We start from the raw sequence: 24,381 nt of genomic DNA, 5'->3' as shown, positions 1-24,381 counted from the left end.
AATTCCCATGGCACAAGATTCCTCCCCAACTCACGCTGGTTCTGGATCTAACCAAGCCAACTCGCTGCTGCGTTTTGGCAGCTTCCTCCGCAAGGGCGAAGTCTCTGAGTCCGGTCAGCAACTATTCCTCCAAGGTGGCCGTGGCGCCGATGAGTTCTACCGCAACCGCTGGTCCTTCGACAAGATGGTCCGTTCCACGCACGGTGTGAACTGCACGGGTTCCTGCTCGTGGAAGGTCTATGTCAAAGACGGCGTCATTACGTGGGAGTCACAGGCAGTTGACTACCCCACCACTGGTCCTGATATGCCGGAGTACGAGCCCCGCGGCTGCCCGCGTGGTGCATCGTTTTCCTGGTACACCTACTCACCGACACGCATTCGTTACCCATACGCGCGCGGTGTGCTGGTAGAGATGTTCCGCGATGCAAAGGAAAAGCTCGGCGACCCAGTGCTGGCCTGGCGTTCCATTGTGGAAGACCCAATGAAGCGCAAGAGCTACGTCAGCCAGCGCGGCAAGGGCGGCCTCATCCGCATTCCGTATGAGGAAGCAATCGAAATGGCCGCCGCTGCCCACGTCTACACCATTCGCCAGTACGGCCCAGACCGCATTGCCGGCTTCACCGTTATTCCGGCTATGTCGCAGGTCTCCTACGGCGCAGGTACTCGCTTCCTGCAGATGATTGGTGGCGTCGCACTGTCCTTCTACGACTGGTACGCCGACCTGCCACCGGCATCGCCACAGACCTTCGGCGACCAGACCGACGTTCCAGAGTCCGGTGACTGGTTCAACTCCAGCTACCTGATGATGTGGGGCTCGAACATTCCGGTCACCCGTACTCCGGATAGCCACTTCATGGTCGAGACTCGCTACAACGGCACCAAGGTTGTCGTCGTCAGCCCTGACTTCGCTGATAACACCAAGTTCGCCGACGAGTGGATGCGCATCAACCCAGGTACCGACGGCGCACTGGCCTTCGCCATGGGCCATGTCATTTTGAAGTCCTTCCACGTCGAGCAGAAGACGCCATACTTCCTCGACTACATGCGCAAGTACACCGATGCTCCATTCCTAATCGAGCTCGACGCGCGTGACGACGGCACCTTCGTACCCGGTAAATTCCTCACCGCATCCAATATCGAGGATGCGGCTCTGCACGATTCGCAGAATGCAACGCACCGTCTGCTGATGATGGAAGCCGACGGCAAGGTCGTTGACCCAGGCGGGACTCTCGCTGACCGCTACGGCGAAGATGGCGAGGGAAAGTGGAATCTCCGCCTGGACAACGTCGACCCGGTGATGTCCGTTGCAGACGTGACTGACGGCTTCGAACCGGTCGAAGTGGTTTTCCCGCGCTTTGACCTGCCAGGCCTGGGCGAATCCGAGGAAAACGGCCCAATCGGTGCCGGAATTGTTCATCGAGGTGTCCCCGCCCGGCGCGTCGGCAAGCGTCTTGTCACCACGGTCTACGACATCATGCTGGCGCACTACGCCGTGAACCGCGAAGAGCTGAATCTGCCTGGTCAGTGGCCGGCGGACTTCAAGGATGCCTCCGTGCCGGGTACTCCGGCATGGCAGGAGGAGCTCACTGGTGTCCCAGCAAACGCTGCGATCCGTATTGCGCGTGAGTTCGCACAGAATGCTGCTGACTCTGGCGGCCGTAGCCAGATCATCATGGGCGCTGGCGTCAACCACTTCTTCCACGCCGACAGCATCTACCGCACCTTCCTGGCGCTGACCTCTATGTGTGGCACGCAGGGCATCAACGGTGGCGGTTGGGCTCACTACGTCGGCCAGGAAAAGCTGCGCCCAATGAATGGCTGGGCACAGTACGCATTCGCCCTGGACTGGCAGCGCCCACCGCGTCAGATGATTACCACGGGTTTCTACTATCTGACCACCGACCAGTGGCGTTATGACAACACACGTGCCAACCGTCTAGCCTCGCCGCTGGCCAGCCATGGTGCTGTAGACGACAAGTTCACGTCTGAGACCCTGGTCGAGGCCATGAAGCGCGGCTGGATGCCCGCATACCCGCAGTTCGATCGCAATCCGCTGCTGCTTGCCGACGAGGCGGAGGCCAAGGGCATGGCCGTCTCGGATTACATCGTCGATGAATTGCAGTCCGGACGGATGAAGTTTGCGGCTGAAGATCCGGATAACCCGGTGAACTTCCCGCGTATCCTGCTCAACTGGCGTACCAACCTCATGGGTTCGTCGGCAAAGGGCACGGAGTTCTTCCTGCGTCACATGCTCGGTGTGGATTCCGATGCCACGGCAACGGAGCTGCCAGAGGGCGAGCGTCCAGCCTCTATTGTCTGGCGTGATCAGGCACCTGAGGGCAAGCTCGACCTGATGCTGACGACGGATTTCCGCAATACCTCAACCACGCTGGTCTCCGACATTATTCTGCCGGCGGCTACCTGGTATGAGAAGCACGATCTGTCGACAACGGATATGCACCCGTTTATCCATTCCTTCAACGCGGCAATCAACCCACCGTGGGAGGCCCGCAGTGACTTCGAGGTCTTCCGCGACCTGTCGGCTTCGCTGTCGGCCATGTCGGAAAAGTGGCTGGGCACACAGACGGATGTCATCACTGCCCCACTTGGACACGACAGCCCTGACGAGCTGAACATGCCAAACGGCATTGTCCCGGATGTGGATACTGAGGGACTTGTGCCGGGCAAGACCATGGCCAAGCTCATTCCAGTTGAGCGCGACTACACCAAGGTCTACGAGAAGTGGACACACTTTGGCCCCTTGACAGAAAAGGCTGGTACAGGCACTCACGGCACGGCGTACGACGTATCCAAGCAGGCCAAGGAATTGGCCATTATCAACGGCACGTCGATGACGGAGTCGGCTGGTAAGCGACCAAAGCTGGACTCGGCCATCAAGGCTGCGGAGATGATTCTGCACCTCTCCGGTGTCTCCAATGGCGAGGTCGCCCTCGAGGGCTTCCGCAACCAGGGCAAGCGCGTCGGTGCAGATATGACCGACCTGGTCAGTGGCTCCGAACAGACCCACATCAAGTGGGACTCGGTGAAGGAGCGCCCAACGGAGGTCATCACATCGCCGGAGTGGACGGGCATCAAGAAGGACGGTAAGCGCTACACCGCGTTTTCCATCAACTTGGCCTACGACAAGCCGTGGCACACGCTGTCCGGTCGTATGCACTACTACCTCGACCACGACTGGTTCTTGGACTACGGCGAGGCGCTGCCGATTTACCGCCCGCCGCTCGACCGTCTCCACCTCAATGGTGAGGTTGGCCCAGGTGAGCTGCTAACTGGTGAATCCGGCGATCCGGAGGTCACAGTTCGCTACCTGACGCCACACAATAAGTGGTCGATTCACTCGCAGTACTTCGACAACCTGCACATGCTGTCGATTTCGCGTGGTGGCCAGGTTGTCTGGATGTCCGCCAAGGACGCCGAGAAGATCGGTGTGGCCGACAATGACTGGATTGAGCTCTACAACCGCAATGGTGTGGTCTCAGCACGCGCGATTGTCACACACCGTATCCCTGAGGGAACGGCGATTATGAACCACGCGCAGGAGCGCACCACTGGTACACCGCTCAATGAGCGCACGGGTCGCCGCGGTGGTACTCACAACTCGCTGACTCGAATCATGATCAAGCCTTTGCATGTGGCCGGCGGCTACGGGCACATCACCTACGGCTTCAACTACATCGGTCCAACCGGTAATAACCGCGATGAGGTAACCCGCATTCGTCGTCGCAGCCAGGAGGTTAAGTTCTAATGCGCGTCATGGCACAAATCGCGATGGTCATGAACCTGGACAAGTGCATCGGCTGTCACACTTGTTCTGTGACCTGTAAGCAGGCATGGACCAACCGCGAGGGCACTGAATACATTTGGTTTAACAATGTGGAAACCCGCCCTGGCGTCGGCTACCCACGCACCTGGGAAGACCAGGAAAAGTGGAAGGGCGGCTGGGAGCGCACCAGCAATGGCAAGCTCAAGCCCAAGGCCGGTGGTCGCTTGAAGAAGCTGGCCACTATCTTCCACAACCCACTGCTGCCGGGCATCGAAGATTACTACGAGCCCTGGTCCTACGAGTACGACAAGTTGCTGTCGGCACCGCGTGGCCAGAAGACTCAGCCGACTGCGCGCCCAGTTTCACAGCTGGATGGCCGTCCCATCGATACCGTCAAGTGGTCATCGAACTGGGATGACAACCTCGGTGGTTCGACTGCAACGATGGACAGCGACCCAACGCTGCAGCAGATGAACTTGGAGGTCAAGAAGGATATTGAAGATACCTTCATGTTCTACTTGCCTCGCATCTGTGAGCACTGCTTGAACCCGACCTGTGTGTCTTCCTGCCCATCGGGCGCGATGTACAAGCGTACGGAAGACGGCATTGTCCTGGTCGACCAGGACCGCTGCCGCGGTTGGCGCATGTGTGTCTCCGGTTGCCCGTACAAGAAGGTCTACTTCAACCACAAGACCGGCAAGGCAGAAAAGTGCACGCTGTGCTACCCGCGTATTGAGGTCGGTCAGCCAACCGTGTGCTCGGAAACCTGCGTCGGCAGGCTGCGTTACCTCGGTGTCATCTTCTACGATGCTGACCGCGTGGCTGAAGCCGCATCGGTGGAAGACCCTCAGGATCTGTATGAAGCACAGCGCAGTCTGCTGCTCGACCCACACGATCCAGAAGTTATCGAGGCTGCTCACAAGCAGGAAATCCCAGCATCGTGGATTGCAGCCGCGCAGGAGTCGCCGATTTATGACCTAATCTTTACCTACGGTCTGGCACTGCCGCTGCACCCGGAGTACCGCACTCTGCCAATGGTCTGGTACGTCCCGCCGCTGTCCCCGATTGTCGACACCATTACCGCGTCTGGCATCGATGGCGAGGACCACAAGGTGCTGCTGACCACCTTGGCCAATATGCGAATTCCGCTGGAATACCTGGCGGGAATCTTCACGGCTGGTGATACTCGACCAGTGGAACTCTCGTTGCGCCGTCTAGCGGCGATGCGCAGCTACATGCGAGACATCAACCTCGGGCGAGAACCGCAGGAGGAGATTGCGCAGGCCGTCGGCATGACGGGCGAAGACCTGTACAACATGTACCACCTGCTCGCAATCGCCAAGTATGACGACCGCTATGTCATTCCGACGACCTCGCCAGAGACGCCTCGTGGCATTGCATCGCTCGATCCCTTCGGCGACAGCACCCCGGAGAAGCTGATGAATCAGTTCCGCGATTTGGGTCCGGGCGAAGGTGCACCGGAGGCATGTGGTTCCGGTTGCGGCACGGGCAGTGGCGATACGCGCAAGGTTTCTCTGGTGTCGTGGGGCGATGAGGGGCCGCAGGCCATGTTTAAGAAGCCGAACGGATAGACCATGGCCAAACGTAATTTTCTCGGACGTATCCCCGAGCAGTTCGTAGAATCAGTGCCGCTGACCAACCAGCAGCGCCAACTGCTGTACATGGCGTGCTCACTGCTGTTGGACTACCCACATGAGAATGCTGAACAGCGGTGGGAGGCGGTCGCACGGGAGCTATCTGCACTTCCGGCAGAGGTCGGCGACGAGCTCAGTGCATTTTTGACGGAAGCTGCCGAGATGCCACTTCAAAAGCTACAGGCTCACTATGTGGAGACTTTCGATCAGCGCCGTCGATGCTCGATGAACCTGTCGTACTACTCCGTCGGCGATACACGTCAGCGCGGTGTAGCGCTCCTTGCCTTCAAGGAGCAACTGGCTGCACTGGGCTTTGAGCAGGAGCGCGAAGAGCTCCCAGACCACCTCTGCGTGGTGCTGGAGGCCGGCGCGCTTGCCGACGACGTTGGTCACCGCATCGTGACAGAGATGCTCGCTTCCCATCGAGACGGTCTGGAGGTTCTGCGAACCGCGCTGAATGATATCTCCCCCATGTACACGCACGTGGTGACGGCGCTGTGCATGTCATTGCCAGAAATCGATCAGGAAACTATCGACGCCTACATCAATCTCATCCGCACAGGTCCCCCGGCTGAACTCGTTGGTCTTGGGACTCCGCTGCCGCACGTCGGCATGCAAGAAACTTAAAAGGATTTAAGTCATGAATAACTTCGAGCTGTTCCTTTGGACAGCCTTTCCATGGCTGGCCGTCAGCGCGTTCGTCATCGGCATCATCTGGCGTTGGCGCACAGACCAATTCGGCTGGACCAGCCACTCATCGCAGATTTATGAATCAAAGATGCTGCGGCTGTCTTCGCCGTTGTTCCACTGGGGCATGATGTTCGTCATCATTGGACACCTGATGGGCTTGGCAATTCCGAAATCGTGGACTCGCGCCATGGGCATCTCAGATGGTTTCTACCACCTGATTGCTACGATCCCCGGCACGATTGCCGCAGTCGCCGTGGTGTTGGGACTGGCGGGGCTCATCTACCGACGTGTTGTCAACCGCACGGTTTTCTTAGCGACATCCACGTCCGACAAGGTGATGTACTTGCTGCTGGCCCTGGCAATTCTGTCGGGCACCATCGCAACGGTGTCGCTGCAGGTATTCGGCGGTCCGCATGGCTACGACTACCGCGAAACTATTTCGCCGTGGCTGCGTGGAATCATGATTTTCAATGCCCAGCCTGAGCTGATGGCCGATGTGCCATGGCAGTTTAAGCTGCACGTCCTGGCTGGCTTCACCATCATCGCCGTGTGGCCGTTTACTCGCCTGGTCCACGCATTCTCTGCACCTATTGGCTACACTAACCGCCCCTATGTGGTCTACCGTTCTCGCGATGTCCGCACTCGCCCGGCGCGCCGAGAGGTAGCCTGGAAACCAATCCGTTCCCACGCGGAGCAGTTGGATCGCCACAGTCGCTAATTCGCCGCTGATGGCCTGATTAAGAAAGTCTGTGTGATGAGCTCGAAGAAAGTTCTGGCAGCCGCCGCCACCATATTGGTCACTAGCGCGGCCTGTGCACCAGAGACGAGCTCATCGCAGGCTTCCGGAAAAGAGACACTAACGGTTTTCGGAGCCGCATCCACTCGAGTTCTCAATGCTGACCTGCCGCAATCGGCGAACGTTGATACTCACTTGGCGTTCATCAACGGCGGTTCCGGCTCTCTGCTTCAGCAGTTGGAAGATGGCGCTCCCGGCGATGTACTCATCACTGCTGACCGCGCAACCATGGACGAGGCCGTCGAACGCGGTGTCGTGAGCAATCCTGCCAAAGTTGCCACTAACTCGATGGTGCTCATCGTACCGAAGGGAAATCCTGCCCACGTCACCGGAGCGGATGCGTCTCTGTCCACAGCGAAGGTTGTCACCTGTGATCACAAGGTTCCCTGTGGGAAAGTCGCCGAGGAGCTCATTTCCTCTCTTGGGCTAGATTTCACTCCGGTTAGCCGTGAGAATTCTGTCAGCGATGTCGCAGGTAAAGTGCTGTCTGGCGTTGCAGATGCCGGTTGGGTATATCGCACCGACGCACAGGCTCTCGTGGATTCTGTCGATGTCTTTGACATCCCGGGTGCGGACAGCCACGCCAACGAAATCATGGCTGCTGTTGTAAAAAACAGTGACACAAAAGAAAGCGCTCTGGCACTGGTGAAGTATCTCGCCTCCGCCGAGTCTGCGCAGCTGTGGTCACGCCACGGTTTCACGCCAGCCACAGAAGCAACGGAGGACTCCGCGACTCAGTAGTCGATTTTCGTCATTATGCCCACCTCTTTCCGCCCATCGTCTCGCCCGCTGCCAGCCGTCGTCTGGCTCATTGCACTGCTGTGCCCGGTTTTTCTGCTGTTTCCCGTCGCCGCACTGCTCTTCGAGGTGCCGTGGTCTCAGTTCGCCAGCATTCTCACTGAGCCGGAAACCATCGACGCACTGAAGATTTCCCTGTGGGCGGGCATGCAGGCGACTCTCATTGCGGTCATCTTGGCGGTTCCACTTGGCGCGGTCATTCATGCCATTCCGAAGGGGCAATGGATTGTCCGCCTCCTGGTTTTTCTACCACTGGCGCTGCCTCCGGTTGTCGCAGGTCTTGCGCTCACCAGTGCCACGCGAGCCCTAAATCTTCCGCTGCCATTTACATTTTCGGCGGTCGTGATTGCTCACGTTTTTGTCATTCTCCCCTACGCTGCCATTGCGATTGATACGTCCCTGGGCAGTCTCAAACAATCAGTTCTGATTTCCGCGGAGAGCCTCGGCATTCCGACGACCACAATTTTTCGCCGCATCATTCTTCCTTCCATTACTCCTGGAATCCTGTCCGCAGCTGCGCTGTCGTTTGCTCGTTCGCTTGGCGAGTTCGGCACCACCGTCACGTTCGCAGGCACCTACCCAGGCATCACCCGCACGCTGACTTCAAGCATCTATTTGGAGCGGGAGCTTCATCCTGATCGCGCTTTTGTGCTCGCCGCATTATTGATTGGTATTTCGCTGATCTTCCTCGTCATAGCGCTATTACCCTATGCTCTAAGACCTCGTCCTGTACCCAAGCCCGTGCGGCTGGAACCGATGGCCCGCCAGCGCCTAAACCACCTTTGTCTGCCTTCTCGCTGCCCGGAGGATCTCGAGGTGCGGTGGCAGAACCAGACCTACCAGTTCCCCGCGGGGAAAGTAACGGCTGTCATTGGTCCGAATGGGTGCGGAAAGTCGACTCTTGCCGGCCTCATTGCCGGAGCATTGGAAGGCGCTGATGTTTATGCGGGTACGACGGAGCTTTCGGATCTGCCACTTCGCCAGCGTGGAATCGTGATAGTTCCGCAGGAACCATCACTTCCTCCTACGACGACCCCACTGGAAGCAGTTGCCATGGCGCTACTTTCTAAGTCGAATTCCGTGCCCAAATCAGCCACTGCTATTCACGATTGCGCCCAGGAAATTCTGGTGGCAGCCGGTCTTGGGCCTATTTCCAGCACCCCGGTACCATCGCTGTCCGGCGGGCAGAATGCCCAAGCTACCCTTGCACGTGCTCTGGCGGTGCGGCCAGAAGTTTTGGTACTCGATGAGCCTTTTGCGCCGTTAGATTCGATTAGCCGACAGTCTTGGCAGCGACTCATCACTGATGGCATTGGCACCCGAACCGTCGTACTCATCACACACAATGCCACCGATGTAGAAAACATGGCCGACTGGGTCATCGTGATGAAAGATGGCATGCTCGCGGCACAGGGGCACCCCGCTACGCCAGCGATTCGTCAACATATTGACAGCCTGCGTTAGTGCTATTGACGCCTTTATCTCGATATTTGTATGGCTAAAGATGTGTTTAACATCACCGCAGCACTTCCTTTACTTTTCAAAACCAGTTGACGATACTCGACACCACGGTTTGTGAGGAAGTCCTCATATTTCCTCGCGGCCATAGAGAAACGCACTGCCCTCGAGCAAAGAACCAAAGGAGCAATACAGTGTTCGCACCACTTTCCGATGGCCACTTCACCTACTTCCCCAAGCCCGAGCTTGACGAGGTTCTTGCAACCATCGACCGCCGCCCCGTTGCTGCCGGCTACCTCGTCGATGGCGATGTCATCACCTCCAACATGGATGCCGCCCGCTACAGCTGGCTGGTCTAATAAAGCACAGACCCGGGAAATTCTGGTTTTCTTTTCTAAATCAAAGACACTGCCCGTGACAAAAGATTACGTTTTAGGGCATGAAACTTTCTCGAGCTTCTGCCCCGGAGTCCTCAGGCACATCCCGCCCGGCTCCGACATCGATGTCTCACCTGCCTGAGGCGCTGCCGCCGCAGATGCCCCAGACAGCCCGCCCGCCACTAGCTACCGACACGCTGCTTAACTGCACTTCCCTTCCTGCAGTCGTCGTCGACCTCGCGGCGGTCGAAGCCAATGCCCGCGATTTGCTCCGCCGTGCAAACGGGATGCCTATCCGCGTGGCCTCGAAATCGATTCGCATTCCACAGCTTATTTCGCACGTCCTGGCCTTCCCCGGCTTCCAGGGCGTGCTGGCATATTCGCTGGCAGAGGCGCTGTACCTATTCCGAGAAGGCATTAGCGACGACATCGTCGTCGCCTACCCAACACTTGACGCCCGCGCTATCTCAGAGCTTGCCGACGATGATGCAGCGCGTGCCGCCATCTGCGTCATGGTTGACCGTCCCGAGCATCTGGAGGCGCTGGCGTCGTCGGCAAGCGAAAATGCGCCAATCCGCGTGTGCATGGACGTCGACGCATCCTTTCGTCCCCTCCCCGGCGTGCATATCGGTACGCTGCGCTCCAGTCTGTTCTCACCGAAGCAGGCAGCGGCGTTTGCCAAGCAGGTTATTGCCCGCCCGGAGCTGCAGCTGGCGGGAATCATGATGTATGAGGGGCACATTGCCGGAGTGGGCGATGCCGGAAACTCTCTGCGTGCGCGCGCAATTCGAGTGATGCAGGCCGTCTCAAAGAAGGAATTGGCAAAGCGCCGCGAGAAGGTTGTCACTGCAGTCGAGAAAGTGGCGGGGCCGCTGGAGTTTGTCAACGGTGGTGGCACGGGGTCGCTGGAGTCGACGTGCGCCGAGGCCGCAGTCACCGAGGCAGCGGCGGGGTCGGGATTCCTGGCACCAACCCTCTTCGATAACTATCGCGCATTCAATCTGCGCCCGGCGTCCTGGTTTGTGTTGCCGGCGACGCGACGTCCTAAGAAGGGCGTGGTCACGGTGTCCGGCGGTGGTCGAATTGCCTCTGGACCGGCGGGAGCTGACCGGCTGCCAACCCCCTGGTACCCCACTGGCCTGCGCTACGCGGCGGAGGAAGGACCAGGTGAGGTGCAGACTCCGCTGCTCGGCAAGACCGCCGACGCAATTTCGCTGGGAGATCCCGTGTGGTTCCGCCACGCCAAGGCCGGCGAAATAGCCGAGCACACACAAGAAGTCATTGCAGTTCGAGATGGCACCATCATCACCCACTGGCCCACGTACCGAGGAAAGGGATTGATCTTCACATGAGCAATTCACACAACAACGCCCGCTTCACAGTCTCTACAGTTGAGTCCCGAGTACCACGCGTACGTCGGCGTGCGCAGGCGAAAGCCGTCGCCAACTCGCATTGGAGCAATTGGGCGCACACGCAATCGTGCACCCCGTCCTACACTCATCAGCCGCACGATGATGAGGGCGTTATCTCGGTAATTAAAGCGGCGAAGACCGAAGGAACTACGGTGCGCCCGCTGGGGGCCGGTCATTCTTTTACTTCCGTGGCCACCACCGATGGGCACCGCATTCAACTCGATCGCTGCTCTGGTCTGGTCGAACTCGACGCCGCCAACCAGACCGCCACGCTGCGTGCCGGCACTCGCTTGCGCGACACTCCAGGTATTCTGCGCCCGCTCGGTTGGGCACTTCCCAACCAGGGCGATGTCGATCCGCAGTCGCTGGCCGGTGCTATCTCTACTGGCACACACGGCACCGGGCTTGGATTCACCGGCTTCGCAGGCACCGTGAAAGGATTCAAGATTGTCACCGCGGATGGCGTCGTCAGGCACTGCCATCCGGACGCTGAGGGAATCGACGGCGAGCTCTACCGCCTCGGACGGCTGGGACTGGGTGTCTTCGGCGTGCTTACGGAGGTCACGATGTCCGTCGTGCCAGCGTTTGATCTGCACGCCGACGAGCACCGCGAAGAGTTTGATTCCCTGCGCAAGAGTTTCGCCGAGCGCTGCAAAGAAGCTGACCACCTGGAGTTTTTCTGGTTCCCGGGACAGCGCGAGACGCTGGTCAAGCACAATACTCGCATTGAACCGCAGCGCCACCGCCGCCCGAGCCGCAATAGCCTGAAGCAGCGCCTGGGCAGCGCGCGTACGTATCTTAACGACGAAGTCGTCAACAACATGGGACTCTTGGCGTGCTGCGAGATTGCTAAGGCCATTCCCGCTACGACCGATACCATCAACCGGATTGCCACCAACACCGTGCCAGAGCGCAGCTACTCCAATGAGGCGCACAAGGTCTTTGTCTCGCCGCGCCGAGTGCGTTTCTCCGAGATGGAGTACTCCGTCCCGCTCGAGGCCGCTTCCGATGTCCTCGGGGAAATCCGCGACGCGATTGCCCGCAAGAGGATGAAAGTCTCCTTCCCCATCGAGGTGCGCTCCGCGAAAGCCGATGATGTGGCCCTGTCCACTGCGTACGGTCGCGACAGTGCCTACATCGCCATCCACCGCTACTGGAAGGAAAATTACCGAGAGTACTTCAACCTCATCGAGCCGATTTTCAAGGCCCACGAAGGTCGCCCGCACTGGGGCAAATTGCACACGCTTCGCGCGGAGGATTTCGCGGAACGTTATCCGCTGTTCGGCGAGGTCCAGGCACTACGGGAAAAGGTCGACCCGCAGGGAATCTTCCTCAACGAGCACCTGCGCGAACTTTTCTGCTAATTATCTGCCGGCTTTACGACGTCCCGGGTAACCGCCCCATCCGTCTGGTCGGCGGCATCGTCGGAAACCGCGGCCGGTTCAACACCGGCCTTGTGGAGTTCCCGGCGTACCCGACGCTGCCGGCGCATCTTCAGGATGAGGTCGCAGATGAACAGCGCGACGGCACCCCAGATGATGAAGAATCCGATCCAGCGCTCCGGTTCGAGCTGCTCGCCCAGCACAGTGACTGCCAGGGTGATTTGGAGAACTGGAGTCAGGTACTGCATCAGGCCCAAGGTGGCCAGCGGCAGGCGTTTGGCACCTTCGCCGAAGAGAAGCAACGGAATGGCGGTAGCAACACCGGCGCTCATCATGAGCAGCACGTGACCAGTTCCTTCGGAGGTAAAGGTGCTCTGTCCGTTGTAGGTCAACCAGAGGATGTATGCCAGCGCAATCGGTGTGATTACGGCGGACTCGGCCGTCAGCGAAGCTGCGGAGGAAAGCGATACCCGCTTCTTCATTAGTCCGTAAAAACCGAAACTGAACGCCAGCGCCAGCGCACCCAACGGCGGATGTCCCACACCAATTGTGAGAACAATGACCGCAATGGTTGCCAGGATGACACTGCCGAGCTGCAACCGCGAGATGCTTTCACGGAAGAAAATCATCGCCAACAAAACGCTGACCAGCGGGTTGATGAAGTAGCCGAGCGCAGCCTCCGCCACCTGCCCATTGTTGACCAGGTAGACGTACACACCCCAGTTGACGGAGATCAACAGTGCGGCAATAAAAATAGTGCCCCAGGTCTTGGCACTCGCGGCCTTCAGCTCTGGCCATGCGCGCATGAAGCTGAGGGCAATAACCATAAAGACAAGGGTCCAGACGAATCGGTGCGCCAAAATCTCTACGGCCCCTGCTGGTTCCAGCAAGGGGAAATAGAGCGGAAACAGCGCCCACAAAAGGTACGCACCGAATGCCTGAATCACTGTTGACTGACTCCTTTTCGTTCTTGTTGAAACTGACTGCGTACTGGCAGCAGAGTTCTAGCCGCTTCATCCTAGTCGTTTGGACTTGGCCGCTTAGTCCTGGCTTCTATTAGGTCTGGCCGCTTAGTTCTGGCTCAGCCCCGGCGCAAAGAGCGGATCTTTATCCGTGAAGCCGGAACTCAGCACCGGGCGAATACCAAAACGGCCACGCGCCGCATCTGACGGCAGCGCCTCGACAGCTTTCACATCGGGCATTTTCTTGACATCCATCAACGATTCAGCGTCACCATAGACCAGTAACCCGTTGAAGCCGAGCCGTTCGTCGTCAATCGCGACGTCTGCGTAAGCAGCCGCTAACTCCAGCTGATCTTGCAGCAGCTTTTCTTCGCTCGCTGTTTTACTCGGCTGCGGCAAATACCGGGTGCTCACACCGCCGATGATTGCAGTCGATACTCGCAGAGAGGGCTCTTTTTCATAGACCTGTGCCGCTTCTTGCGCATCGAGCAGCCGGTCAAAAGTCACCATCGCCCAGAACTTCGGGTCCTCCACGACTGGCTGGCCGGTCTTTAGCCGGTAGTCCTCTTTCTTCATATTCGCGAGGGACTCGTCGGCACGCTCTACGTACTGCTCGGTTGCTTCCCACGGGTCCGGGCCGAGCGCATCGCCGTTGAGATTTTGCGGCTTGCTTACCCGATCGGAGGTCGAAGCGACTGCTAAAACAATCACCAATACGACAACACAGAAACCAGAGATCAGTGCCATCACTGGCGAAATACTGCCGTCACCAGTGCTTTTCGCACGAGTTTCACGGCGTGGTGGGTTCTTGGATCCCGATGGGGTCTGCGTCATGCGCTCTGCCTCAAAACTTCCAATGCGTGGTTCAAATCATCTGGGTATGGACATTCGATTTCCATCCAGCGCCCATCTGCCGGATGGTGGAAACCAAGCGAGACCGCGTGAAGCCACTGGCGGTTGAGCCCCAGGCGCTTGGCCAATGCCGGATCGGAACCGTACATGGGATCGCCGCAGCATGGGTGATTCAGCGCAGAGAAGTGCACGCGAATCTGGTGCGTGCGCCCAGTCTCTAGATTCACCTTCAGCAGCGTTGCTGGGGCGAAGGCCTCAAGCGTTTCGTAGTGCGTCACAGCATGCTTGCCATCCTGGCGGACGGCAAAGCGCCAACCCGCCGAAGGATGACGGCCAATCGGCGCATCAATTGTCCCCGACAGCGGATCCGGATGCCCCTGAACCAGAGCGTGATAGGTCTTGGACACCTCACGGTTTTTGAACGCCCGCTTGAGCACGGAGTAGCCCCGTTCGGAGCAGGCGACAACCATCACGCCAGAGGTGCCAACATCGAGGCGATGCACGATGCCTTTTCGCTCGGGCGGACCGGAGGTAGAAATGCGGAAACCAGCAGCCGCCAGTCCGCCGATAACCGTTGGGCCTTCCCAACCGACCGACGGATGTGCGGCCACACCGACAGGCTTGTGAACAGCCACCAAATCGGAGTCGTGGTAGAGCACGTCCATGCCCTCGACGAGTTCCTCTTTGGGAACCAATGGCTTTTCCACCGGCGGCAACAACACAGAGAGGAAAGCGTTTTCTTCCAATCGGTCGGACTTACCAACGCTCACGCCATCGACCGTGATGTCCCCAGCCGCTGCCAAATCAGCCACCGCTGTGCGCGAGAGTCCCAGCAACTTAGCCACACCGGCGTCTACCCGCATACCGGCCAAGCCCGGTGGAACGGGCATCTGCCGGGTTTCTCGGTCGGGCTGGTGCGCTCCCCCGAGTGCTGCACCGGTATTTACTGCATTGTCGTTCACTGCTGTCCTCCCTCCGCCGACTGCTTCTGATCCGTCTGGGAAGATTTCTTCTCCGCTGCAATCTGATCAGCGAAGAGATCCGGCTCCTTGGAAAAAACCATCCAGATAACGAGGATAATAACGCCCACTGTAATCGCGGAGTCCGCGATATTAAATACGGCAAAACCCTTCACCGACAGGAAATCGACGACGTGGCCGACGTAGAAACCGGGTTCCCGAAACAGCCTATCGATGAGGTTGCCCAGCGCACCACCAGCAATAAGCCCCGCTGCAGTCGCCGATATAGGACTGCGCAGCCAATGGGAAAAGCACATCACAGCCAGGATGTAAACCAGCTGCAACGTGGTAAAAACCCAGGTGGCGTTCGTGCCAAAGGAAAAGGCCGCACCAGGGTTAAAAACGAGCCGCAACTCGAAGAGATTGCCGATCACCTGCACCGCAGGACGGCCATCGAGAGTCTTCAAAGCGATAATCTTGGTCAGCTGATCAATGATCGCAACTGACACAATAACCACAGCGAGAATCCCCCGCCGCGGGAAATATGTCCTCGTTTCCTTCTTAGTCACTGTCCCATAATGGCCTAACAAACCCATATTCAGCCAACTGACACCGCCCGGGTGGTTCCTATCCACCGCGAAACCGGTACGCTAACCGGTGTGACTCGACGTTTCCAATCTCAGTTTGTTCCGGCCTCCTCTGCTTTACGACGTGCAGGAGAATCCACCTCCTCGTGGTTCCGTCGACCTAGCCGCAGCGACCAACCTGGTCACACCAAGCGTGGCTTGCTGGCGAGGGTCGGCACCGCTGTTGTTGCCGCTACCACTGTGGTGTCACTGGCCGCGTGCTCGTCGGAAAGCTCGGTGAAAACACAACCCGTGGACGTTGCACAACCCAAGGTCGAATTGACCAGTGCTGGTAGCGGTGAGCTGGCGAGCGTGCGCTGGAAGGACGACGGTGCAGAGCAGGAGTCGACCGTGGCGGTGACGCAGGGCTTTGCGCAGCGTGGCGGAAACGCCGATAGCGACCAGACGTTCCCGGACACCCGCCTGGAAATCCCCCTGACCAGCACTGTTACCAGCGATAACGATACTCGTGTGGTGACGTCAGAGGTGGGTAAGCCACACGGCTCCAACGATGAGCTGAATGAGGATATCGCGACCGCGCAGGGCTTTATCTCTGATTGGTCAACAACGGCCACTGGTGAGGTCAAGGAACTCAAACTGGGAGCGCCGGAGAAGGCGACCGACACCGCTCGCGCTGGTGTGGAGATGGCGCTGCAACAGCTGCATTCCGTACCTATCGTCTTCCCCTCCGAGGACATCGGAAAGGATGCAACCTGGACGGTCGAAAGCGAGGTCGAAGGCCAGACCACGATGACGCAGAAGGTGACCTATACCCTGCTCAGCCGTGCGGGCGACATTGTTAATTTGAAGGTCGATGTCAAGCAGGTGCCGACCGTCACCGAGTTGGACACTGGCGGCGAGGGTGCACTGAAGGTTGTCGAGGCCACGACTGACATGCTTGCCGACCGCGTCACCATCGACCTGACTAAGCCGCTTCCGATGAAGGGCAACATCGACTTTGTGACCTCCGTGACCTACGGCGACGGCAACTCCGATGTGCGCATCACTCAGCAGACGCACCGCGGGCTGGAGTTTAAGGACGGCAGCGGGTCGAAGAAGTAGCCCAGAGTCCAGAAGAAATAGCTCTGGCCAGCGCAAGGTTAGAAGACGAGAAAGTGTCTAGGTTTATGTCACTTTTCTGCCCAAAAAATGGGCGGAACTGTCATAAACCTAGACACTTTCTTTTGTCTGCCCAGTGCACCCGACCGGACTAGGCTGTGATGCCTGGGCCAACGGCACCTAAGCCGGTGGAGGTGGAGGAGGCGCGTCCTCCGCCGGAGCCGGAGCTGGCGGTGGCGGGACCTCCTCAGCCGGCGGTTCAGGCGCGGGTGGCGGAACTTCCTCAGCGGGTGGTTCGGGCGCCGGAGCCGGGGCTGGCTCCTCGACCGGTGCTGGGGCCTCCTCGACCGGAGCCTCTTCAACTGGGGCTTCTTCCTCCGGCTCAGGCGGCGGCGGAGGGGTTTCGCCCGGCGCGAGACAGAACCCCGGCTTGTGCTCCGGATCAAGCGTCGACGCCAGGTTGCAGGCCCATTCCTTGCTCAGCATCCAACGGCCATCCCTGTAAATGAAGTCCGCCTGATCCACGAGCATCGGATCTTCCTCCGGGCGGAGGATACTGACGCCGGCTACGGCCTGCTTCGTCGTGAAGCCGGGCGTGATCGGATCAATGACATCAAAGCTAATTTCCTGCTCATTGGCACTATTGGTGACAATGTCGAAGAAATCGCCGGCAGTATCTCCGTCCTCGATGGTCAGCGCCTTTTCCTCGATAGGTAAATCGGGGTTAATAAGGCGTGCGAGGACGTCGTTAAGCTCTGCGCGCGTCGGCAGCATGATGACTGGTTCCGCCGAGCTGGATGTCTTCGATTCAGTCGTCGGCGCTGCAGTATTGCCGCCACCGCAGGCAGCGAGCCCAAGTGCGCTGACCGAGACAATCGCCGCTACTGTCACACCACGCGCTGTGCGCCAACGCATTCCGCTAACGCGCTGGTTGCAGGGGACTTTCATATGTGCACTACTCCAATAAAATCTGCATGAAGATTCGCTGGCTTCACGCCTTCCATAATCCTACACAAGGCCAAAACATCGCCTAGGTAAGATGGTGGACATGTCGACTCAGGATCATTCCCCGGCTAGCTCGGCCTCGTCTAGCACGGTCTCCCCTCGCCGAATCGTTGTCATCACCACCGGCGGCACCATCGCCTGCACCACGGATCGCAGCGGTGCGCTAACCCCGACCATCTCGGGCACGGAGCTCGTCGCAGCGGTCGCGCAGCGTTATCCAGAGGGCATGTTAGAGCTGGAGGTTCGTGAGCTCGGGATGCTGGACTCGTCGAATCTCGCGTTCACCGACGTTGACCGTATTCTCGCCACTATTCACGAAGTGCTTGACGACGACTCCGTGGACGGTGTCGTCGTAACTCATGGCACGGACACGATGGAGGAAACGGCCATGGCTGCCGATATTTTCCATGCTGACTCGCGTCCGGTTGTCTTTACTGGTGCACAACTTCCCTATGATCATCCGGAAACCGACGGACCGGGGAACCTCTTTGAAGCCGTGACCATTGCTTCCGATGCCTCTGCGCAGGGAATTGGCGTTCTTATTGTCTTTGGCCACGCAGTCTTGCCGGTACGAGGTGCGACGAAGTGGCACACAACCGATCCTTTGGCTTTTGCCACTAATGCACCGGAGGAGCCGGTTCGTCCAGATCCGCTGCCTCTGGCGGCATTGGCGGGCTCGAAGGTAGAGATTATCCCCGCCTACTTGGGTGCAGATGGATCACTGTTGGATTCGGCAGTCGCCGCCGGTGCACGCGGCATTGTCGTAGAGGGCCTGGGGTCGGGCAATGTCTCCGATGAGTTTGCCGCTGCCATTGACCGGGCCATTGCGGCTGATGTGACCGTCGTGATGGCAACGCGCGTTCCGCGCGGTGATGTCCACGCCGCCTACGGCGGTGCCGGTGGCGGTGCGACGCTGGCTCGGCACGGTGTGATTAGCGCTGGTTGCGTGCATGCACCGCAGGCGCGCATCATTCTCGCCGCCGCGCTGGCTGCGAATGTGCATCCGCAGACGCTGTTCTAATTCACGCCTCGATGATGCGGATGATTTTCGCCGGGTTTCCAGCCACAACTACGCCCGCGGGAACGTCCTTAGTCACCACGGCACCCGCGGCGACCACAGAATTGTCGCCGACGTGAACACCGCCCAGGATGATGGCTCCGCCACCGATCCAGGCATTGCGGCCGATGATGATTTCATCTCCAGACTCTAGATAAGCGGCGCGGGCCTCAGCTCCCAGTGGGTGTACTGGTGGAAGCAGCTGTACGTTGGGCCCGAGCTGCGCATAGTCGCAGATTGTCACCTTCACCACGTCAAGTGCGGTGAGCCCAAAGTTGATGAAAACGTTGTCGCCGATGTGGATGTTATCGCCGTAGTCCAGGTAGATCGGCGGGCGAACGGTGCTGCTCTCTCCGAAAGACCCCAGTGCCGGTGCTAGCACTTGCTGTGCTGCCTGCTGGTCTTCGCGGAATGCGACCTCAAATTCAGCGGCCACCTGGCCAATTCGCACGTTCAGAGCCTGTGATTCCGGATGATCGGCGATATACCACTGACCGTTCAGCATGCGCTGGCGGTTATCCAGACCGTCGTCGGGAAGTGTGGTCGACGGATTCGGATCTCGATCGGTGTTGCGCAACGAGGCGCGGCGAGCTGCCTCGAGCTCTGCAATGCGGGATGCGGTAGTCATAGTGCCCCAGTTTACGGACAGCGCATAAACAGAGAGCCGCGAACGGCACTGAGGCAGTCAGCCATATCAAGCATCCGCGTCGGGGCCGAGTTCGTCTTCGCTTTCCCGTTCAGGTTGCGGCAAGTCGAGAGCTGCTGCTTCGTCGGATGCCAGCCACTCCGGCCAGTCCAAACTGCACACCGCGGAGCACGGACGCAGCTCCGGGTCGTCCTCCTTCAGCGTGATCATGCGCCCGGGGCCACTGGTGCGGCTTTCAAAGCGGACAGTCACAATCCCGTGCCCCGAACCCTGCACCCAACCATGTCCATACTCGCTGTGGTGTACGTCCGAGGTGGGTGCCCACTTGGAGTCGGAAAGCCGAACGGTCGGCAACGCACCGGTTCCAGATAGCTCGACCAGGCCGGCGGGAGCGTCGGAAAGCGCAGGTGCTGGTACTCGATCTTCGACGGTGATTGCGCGGTCGAGCTCAGGAAACAGGACTTCTTGTATGTGCGAATCCAGCCCGGAGAAACCGACGCCCACCAGTCGCACTGGGCCGACCTCCGCGGGCGTGAACGCGATTCGGTGCGCCACTGCCATAAGGGTGTCGAAATCCTGTGTGGCGTAGGCGAGCGTCTCAGATCGGGTATGGATGCTCAGGTCAGACAGACGCACCTTGCAAGTGATGGTGCGGGCACCACGGCCATCTTTTTTGAGTCGTCGAAAAGCGGACTCACCCGCGCGATCGACGGCGGCGTGGAGCTGGGCCTGCGACTCCAAATCCTCAGGATAGGTGTACTCCGCCGATACCGACTTGGCGACATCGCGCTCCTTAACCGGCCGATCATCTGTCCCCTGCGCCAGCTGCCACAGCATCACGCCGGTTTTGGATGTCAGCGAAACCTCGACATCGCGCTGGGACATGGCGGCAAAATCACCGATCGTCTCCACACCCAGCGTGTGCAGTTTCGCAGCGGTGACAGGGCCAATACCCCAGAGCTTCTCTACCGGCAATGGGTGTAGAAGCTCGTGATTGCGTGCGGGGTCCAGCACGTACACGCCATCGGGTTTCGCCAGGCCTGACGCAATTTTCGCGAACTGCTTGCCCGCGCCCGCGCCTATCGACGAAGCCAAGCCGGTCTCCCGCCGGATATCTGCCCGCAGCTGCTCCGCCCAGGCAATGACCTGCTCCTTCGAGGCTCCCTGAAGCTCTTCGGGTTCCATGAAAGCCTCGTCGACGCTGAGCTGCTCGACCACGGGCACGCGCTCGCGGATTACAGAGAACACGCGGCGCGACACCGGCCCGTAGATGCCCTTGCGCGCGCTGACCGTCACTGCGGTCGGTGGCATGAGACGACGTGCGCGAGCCATCGGCATAGCCGAGTGCGCGCCGTACGCGCGGGCCTCATAGGAGGCACCGGCGACCACACCTCGACCGCCCAGTCCGCCGACGAGGACTGGCCGCCCGCGCAGAGTCGGGCGGGTGAGCTGCTCGACGGACGCGAAGAACGCGTCCATGTCGATGTGCAGAACCCACCGCCCGGAAGTCGGCATAGAGATTACTCTCCCCTACTGCTTGGCAATATCCGCCGAGCAGCCGTCCGCCACGTCGTAGCTCAGCGACTCTCCGCCAGCGACGACCTCGAAAGCGGTTGCGAGAACCTCGCGGGCGATGAGGTCAGCGTGGCGGTTGGCCCACTCCTCACGCTCGGCCGGCACCTGCAACTTCACCGAAATGCGGTCGGTGACCTCAAGGCCAGCGTTCTTGCGGGCATCCTGCAGACCACGGATGCGGTCAGCGGCCCAACCGCGGGACTCCAGGTCCTCGTCGAGCTCAGTGTCGAGCACAACCAGGCCATTGACGCCGTCGACCTCAGCGGTGGAATCCGGCGAGATCGCGACCAGGTTGCGGGTGTACTCGCCCTCCTGCAGCGGAATGCCATCGGCGACAACCGCGCCGTCGACAACCTCATAGTTGCCAGACTTCACAGCCTTAATGACCTTCTGGACGTCCTTACCCAGGCGCGGACCGGCCACGCGAGCGTTGACGGAGACCTCGAATCGTCCCACCGAGTCCACGTCGGAGGTGAACTCCACCTTGTCGACGTTGACCTCGGAGGAAACGATGTCGGTGTACTCACGCAGACGCTCGGCATCCGGGAATGCCAGGGTCAGCTTCTTCAGCGGCAGGCGGTTACGCAGCTGGTTGGCCTTGCGGATGCGCGATGTTGCCGAGCAGACATTGCGGACAATGTCCATGGACTCAACGAGTTCGTCATCGGTCGGCAGCTTGTCGACGTCCGGCCAATCCTCCAGGTGCACCGAGCGGCCGCCAGTGAGCGAGCGCCAGATGACCTCGGTGGCCATCGGCAGCAGCGGAGCAGCCACGCGGGTGAGAACCTCCAGCACCGTGTACAAGGTATTGAAGGCCTCTGGGTGCTTGACATCGCCGGCCCAGAAGCGGTCGCGGGAGCGGCGCACGTACCAGTTGGTCAGTGCGTCACAGAACTGACGGACCTCATCGGTGGCAGAAGCAATGTCAGTGTTGTCCAGGCACTCAGTAACAGCACGGACGGTTGCTGCAAGCTTGGCCAGGATGTACTTGTCCAGGATGTTGTCGGAGTCTACCGACCACTCGGCCGGTTTGGAAGCGTAGAGCTGCAGGAACGAGTATGCGTTCCACATCGGCAGCAGCGCCTGGCGCACGCCCTCGCGAATGCCCTGCTCGGTGACAATCAGGTTGCCGCCGCGCAGAATCGGGCTGGACATGAGGAACCAGCGCATGGCGTCGGAGCCGTCGCGGTCGAAGACCTCGTTGACGTCCGGGTAGTTGCGCTTGGACTTACTCATCTTGTTGCCGTCATCGCCCAACACGATGCCGTGGGCGACGACCTTCTTGAACGCCGGGCGGTCAAACAGTGCAACCGACAGGACGTGAAGCAGGTAGAACCAGCCGCGGGACTGGCCGATGTACTCCACAATGAAGTCGGCCGGTGCGTGGGACTCGAACCACTCCTTGTTCTCGAACGGGTAGTGGAACTGCGCAAACGGCATGGAACCGGAGTCGAACCAGACATCCAAGACATCCGGGACGCGGCGCATCATGGACTTACCGGTCGGGTCGTCCGGGTTCGGGCGAACCAGCTCGTCAATCTCCGGACGGTGCAGTGTGGTCGGGCGAACGCCGAAGTCCGCCTCCAGCTCATCGAGGGAACCGTAGACGTCGACACGCGGGTACTCGTCGTTGTCGGAAACCCACACCGGAATAGGCGATCCCCAGTAGCGGGTACGGGAGATGTTCCAGTCACGTGCGCCCTCGAGCCACTTGCCGAACTGACCGTCGCGGACGTGCTCCGGCATCCACTCAATCTCGTTGTGGTTGAGCTCCACCATGCGCTCGCGGATCTTGGTAACGGACACAAACCAGCTCGGCAGTGCCATGTAGATCAGCGGCTCGCCCGAACGCCAGGAGTGCGGGTAGGAGTGCTCGATGGTGCGGTGCTGGACGACGCGGCCAGCGGCCTTCAGGTCACGGATGATGTCCTTGTTGGCGTCAAAGACCAACTTGCCCTGGTACTCCGGCACCTGCGAAGTGAACTTACCGTCCATGTCCACCGGAATGATGACATCAATGCCGTATTCATTACAGGTGTTCATATCGTCTTCACCGAAGGCCGGCGCCTGGTGGACCACACCAGTACCGTCCTCGGTGGTGACATAATCGGCCACCATGATTTGGAAAGCGTTCGGGTGATCTGCGAAGTAGTCGAAGATCGGCTGGTAGGTCAGACCTTCCAGGTCAGCACCAGCGAAGGTAGCCACGACCTCGTGTTCCTTGCCCAATTCCTTGGCGTAGGCACCAATCAGCGCTTCTGCCAGCAGGAAGGTCTTACCTGCAAACTCCGGCACGGAGGAATCCTCGCCGACCTTAACTACGGCGTAGGTGACCTTCGGGTTCACGGCCAGACCAAGGTTGGACGGCAGCGTCCACGGCGTGGTGGTCCAAGCGATAGCTGCAGTGTCAGCGAGCACCGGGTTGTCCGCCAGCGTCTTCTCCGCTGCCGAGCCTGCCTTGGCGCCGGTGAACGGGAAGGTCACGGTCAGAGTCGGGTCCTGCCGCATCTTGTAGGAGTCATCCAGGCGGGTCTCCTGGTTGGACAGCGGGGTGTGCTCTGCCCAGGAGTACGGCAGCACGCGGAATCCCTGGTAGACCAGGCCCTTGTTGTAGAGCTCCTTGAAGGCCCAAATCACGGACTCCATGTAACTCATGTCCATGGTCTTGTATCCGCCGTCGAAATCAACCCAACGCGCTTGACGAGTGACATATTCCTTCCACTCGCCCGCGTACCGCAGCACCGACTCAGCGCAGTACTTGTTGAAGTTAGCCAGACCCATTTCCTCGATCTGGCCCTTGTCCTTAATACCGAGCTGCTTCTCTGCCTCCAGCTCCGCCGGCAGACCATGGCAGTCCCAGCCAAAGACGCGACCAACCTGGTAGCCACGCATGGTCTTGTAACGCGGAACAATGTCCTTGACGTAACCGGTCAGCAGGTGACCGTAGTGCGGTAGACCGTTGGCGAACGGCGGGCCATCATAAAAGACGTATTCGTCAGCACCATTACGCTGATCGATAGAGGCCTGGAAAGTGCTGTCCTTGCCCCAGTACTCCAGAACCTTTTCCTCCAGTTCCGGAAACTTCGGGCTGGAGGTGTACTTACCAAAGTCAGCAGTGCGCGGATACGCGCCACCTGCCGGAGTGGCCTCAGCAGAGGCATTTACATCGTTCGAATTAGACACCGTTTCTACGTCACTTCCGTGGTCGAACATCATTAATACTCACCACGGGGACGCATGCCTAGCCCCTTCAGCGTTGTTACTGGTGACGCTGAAAAGGAGTCTCGC

General features: G+C 59.4%; 19 protein-coding genes. 11 read left to right on the top strand and 8 right to left on the bottom strand.

The genetic code is table 11. The annotated features are described in order from the left end of the window. The first annotated feature begins 7 nt into the window (after window positions 1-7). The 9 genes from HMPREF3130_RS06405 (at window position 8) to HMPREF3130_RS06370 (ending at window position 12,334) form a co-directional block, all read left to right on the top strand. A complete protein-coding gene (locus HMPREF3130_RS06405) occupies window positions 8-3,766 on the top strand; it encodes a nitrate reductase subunit alpha (RefSeq protein ID WP_070429563.1) in 3,759 nt (1,252 codons plus the stop codon). After that, a complete protein-coding gene (gene narH / locus HMPREF3130_RS06400; RefSeq protein WP_070429562.1) occupies window positions 3,766-5,376 on the top strand; it encodes a nitrate reductase subunit beta in 1,611 nt (536 codons plus the stop codon). Before HMPREF3130_RS06405 ends, narH begins: the two co-directional genes overlap by 1 nt. Window positions 5,377-5,379: 3 nt before the next feature. After that, a complete protein-coding gene (gene narJ / locus HMPREF3130_RS06395; protein ID WP_070429561.1) occupies window positions 5,380-6,066 on the top strand; it encodes a nitrate reductase molybdenum cofactor assembly chaperone in 687 nt (228 codons plus the stop codon). 13 nt (window positions 6,067-6,079) lie between these two features. Continuing rightward, the gene (gene narI / locus HMPREF3130_RS06390; protein WP_070429560.1) at window positions 6,080-6,847 is read left to right on the top strand and encodes a respiratory nitrate reductase subunit gamma; all 768 of its coding nucleotides are present in this window, start codon (window positions 6,080-6,082) and stop codon (window positions 6,845-6,847) included. A gap of 36 nt (window positions 6,848-6,883) precedes the next feature. Next, window positions 6,884-7,666: a molybdate ABC transporter substrate-binding protein gene (gene modA / locus HMPREF3130_RS06385; RefSeq protein WP_070429559.1), complete on the top strand. Its 783-nt coding sequence runs from the start codon at window positions 6,884-6,886 to the stop codon at window positions 7,664-7,666. 15 nt (window positions 7,667-7,681) lie between these two features. After that, window positions 7,682-9,187: an ATP-binding cassette domain-containing protein gene (locus HMPREF3130_RS06380; protein ID WP_070429558.1), complete on the top strand. Its 1,506-nt coding sequence runs from the start codon at window positions 7,682-7,684 to the stop codon at window positions 9,185-9,187. Window positions 9,188-9,375: 188 nt separating this feature from the next. Then, the gene (locus tag HMPREF3130_RS11355; RefSeq protein ID WP_005510327.1) at window positions 9,376-9,540 is read left to right on the top strand and encodes a hypothetical protein; all 165 of its coding nucleotides are present in this window, start codon (window positions 9,376-9,378) and stop codon (window positions 9,538-9,540) included. An 80-nt stretch (window positions 9,541-9,620) separates the two neighbouring features. Next, complete coding sequence (locus tag HMPREF3130_RS06375; protein ID WP_070429557.1) at window positions 9,621-10,910, top strand: alanine racemase; 1,290 nt, start codon at window positions 9,621-9,623, stop codon at window positions 10,908-10,910. Beyond that, window positions 10,907-12,334, top strand: coding sequence for a D-arabinono-1,4-lactone oxidase (locus HMPREF3130_RS06370; RefSeq protein WP_069359182.1), 1,428 nt, complete (start codon window positions 10,907-10,909; stop codon window positions 12,332-12,334). Before HMPREF3130_RS06375 ends, HMPREF3130_RS06370 begins: the two co-directional genes overlap by 4 nt. Here HMPREF3130_RS06370 and rarD read toward each other — a convergent pair. From rarD to lspA, 4 genes are all read right to left on the bottom strand, one after another. After that, the gene (gene rarD / locus HMPREF3130_RS06365) at window positions 12,331-13,299 is read right to left on the bottom strand and encodes an EamA family transporter RarD (protein ID WP_049190448.1); all 969 of its coding nucleotides are present in this window, start codon (window positions 13,297-13,299) and stop codon (window positions 12,331-12,333) included. The genes HMPREF3130_RS06370 and rarD overlap by 4 nt on opposite strands. 123 nt (window positions 13,300-13,422) lie before the next feature. After that, window positions 13,423-14,148, bottom strand: a complete 726-nt coding sequence (locus HMPREF3130_RS06360; RefSeq protein ID WP_049170281.1) for a hypothetical protein — start codon at window positions 14,146-14,148, stop codon at window positions 13,423-13,425. Further along, on the bottom strand, window positions 14,145-15,056 hold the full coding sequence (locus HMPREF3130_RS06355; RefSeq protein WP_042389388.1) for an RluA family pseudouridine synthase: 912 nt from the start codon (window positions 15,054-15,056) through the stop codon (window positions 14,145-14,147). Before HMPREF3130_RS06355 ends, HMPREF3130_RS06360 begins: the two co-directional genes overlap by 4 nt. Before the next feature lie 68 nt (window positions 15,057-15,124). Beyond that, window positions 15,125-15,694, bottom strand: coding sequence for a signal peptidase II (lspA, locus tag HMPREF3130_RS06350; protein WP_070429556.1), 570 nt, complete (start codon window positions 15,692-15,694; stop codon window positions 15,125-15,127). 90 nt (window positions 15,695-15,784) lie between these two features. Here lspA and HMPREF3130_RS06345 point away from each other — a divergent pair, with 90 nt between their 5' ends. Further along, window positions 15,785-16,813 (top strand): hypothetical protein, encoded by a 1,029-nt coding sequence (locus HMPREF3130_RS06345; protein ID WP_224784036.1) that lies wholly within the window; start codon window positions 15,785-15,787, stop codon window positions 16,811-16,813. Window positions 16,814-16,990: 177 nt separating this feature from the next. Here HMPREF3130_RS06345 and HMPREF3130_RS06340 read toward each other — a convergent pair whose 3' ends face one another. Then, window positions 16,991-17,725 carry a WKL family lipoprotein gene (locus HMPREF3130_RS06340; RefSeq protein ID WP_246815121.1) on the bottom strand — a complete coding sequence of 245 codons (735 nt, stop codon included), beginning with the start codon at window positions 17,723-17,725 and terminating at the stop codon, window positions 16,991-16,993. Window positions 17,726-17,858: 133 nt separating this feature from the next. Between HMPREF3130_RS06340 and HMPREF3130_RS06335 the strand changes: the two genes are divergently transcribed. After that, entirely contained in the window at window positions 17,859-18,836 is a 978-nt protein-coding gene (locus HMPREF3130_RS06335; protein ID WP_070429640.1) for an asparaginase, read from the top strand. Window position 18,837: 1 nt separating this feature from the next. Here the strand turns inward: HMPREF3130_RS06335 and HMPREF3130_RS06330 are convergent, their stop codons facing one another. From HMPREF3130_RS06330 to ileS, 3 genes are all read right to left on the bottom strand, one after another. Further along, window positions 18,838-19,500 carry a sugar O-acetyltransferase gene (locus HMPREF3130_RS06330; RefSeq protein ID WP_016422989.1) on the bottom strand — a complete coding sequence of 221 codons (663 nt, stop codon included), beginning with the start codon at window positions 19,498-19,500 and terminating at the stop codon, window positions 18,838-18,840. Window positions 19,501-19,566: 66 nt separating this feature from the next. Then, window positions 19,567-21,033, bottom strand: coding sequence for a DNA polymerase IV (locus tag HMPREF3130_RS06325; protein WP_070429553.1), 1,467 nt, complete (start codon window positions 21,031-21,033; stop codon window positions 19,567-19,569). Window positions 21,034-21,048: 15 nt separating this feature from the next. Further along, a complete protein-coding gene (gene ileS, locus HMPREF3130_RS06320; RefSeq protein WP_083276346.1) occupies window positions 21,049-24,309 on the bottom strand; it encodes an isoleucine--tRNA ligase in 3,261 nt (1,086 codons plus the stop codon). Window positions 24,310-24,381 lie beyond the last annotated feature (72 nt).

This window comes from Corynebacterium sp. HMSC14B06 (assembly GCF_001807075.1).
GTDB classification, from domain to species: Bacteria; Actinomycetota; Actinomycetes; order Mycobacteriales; family Mycobacteriaceae; genus Corynebacterium; species Corynebacterium jeikeium_D.
This window is presented reverse-complemented; position numbering and strand designations above follow the sequence as displayed.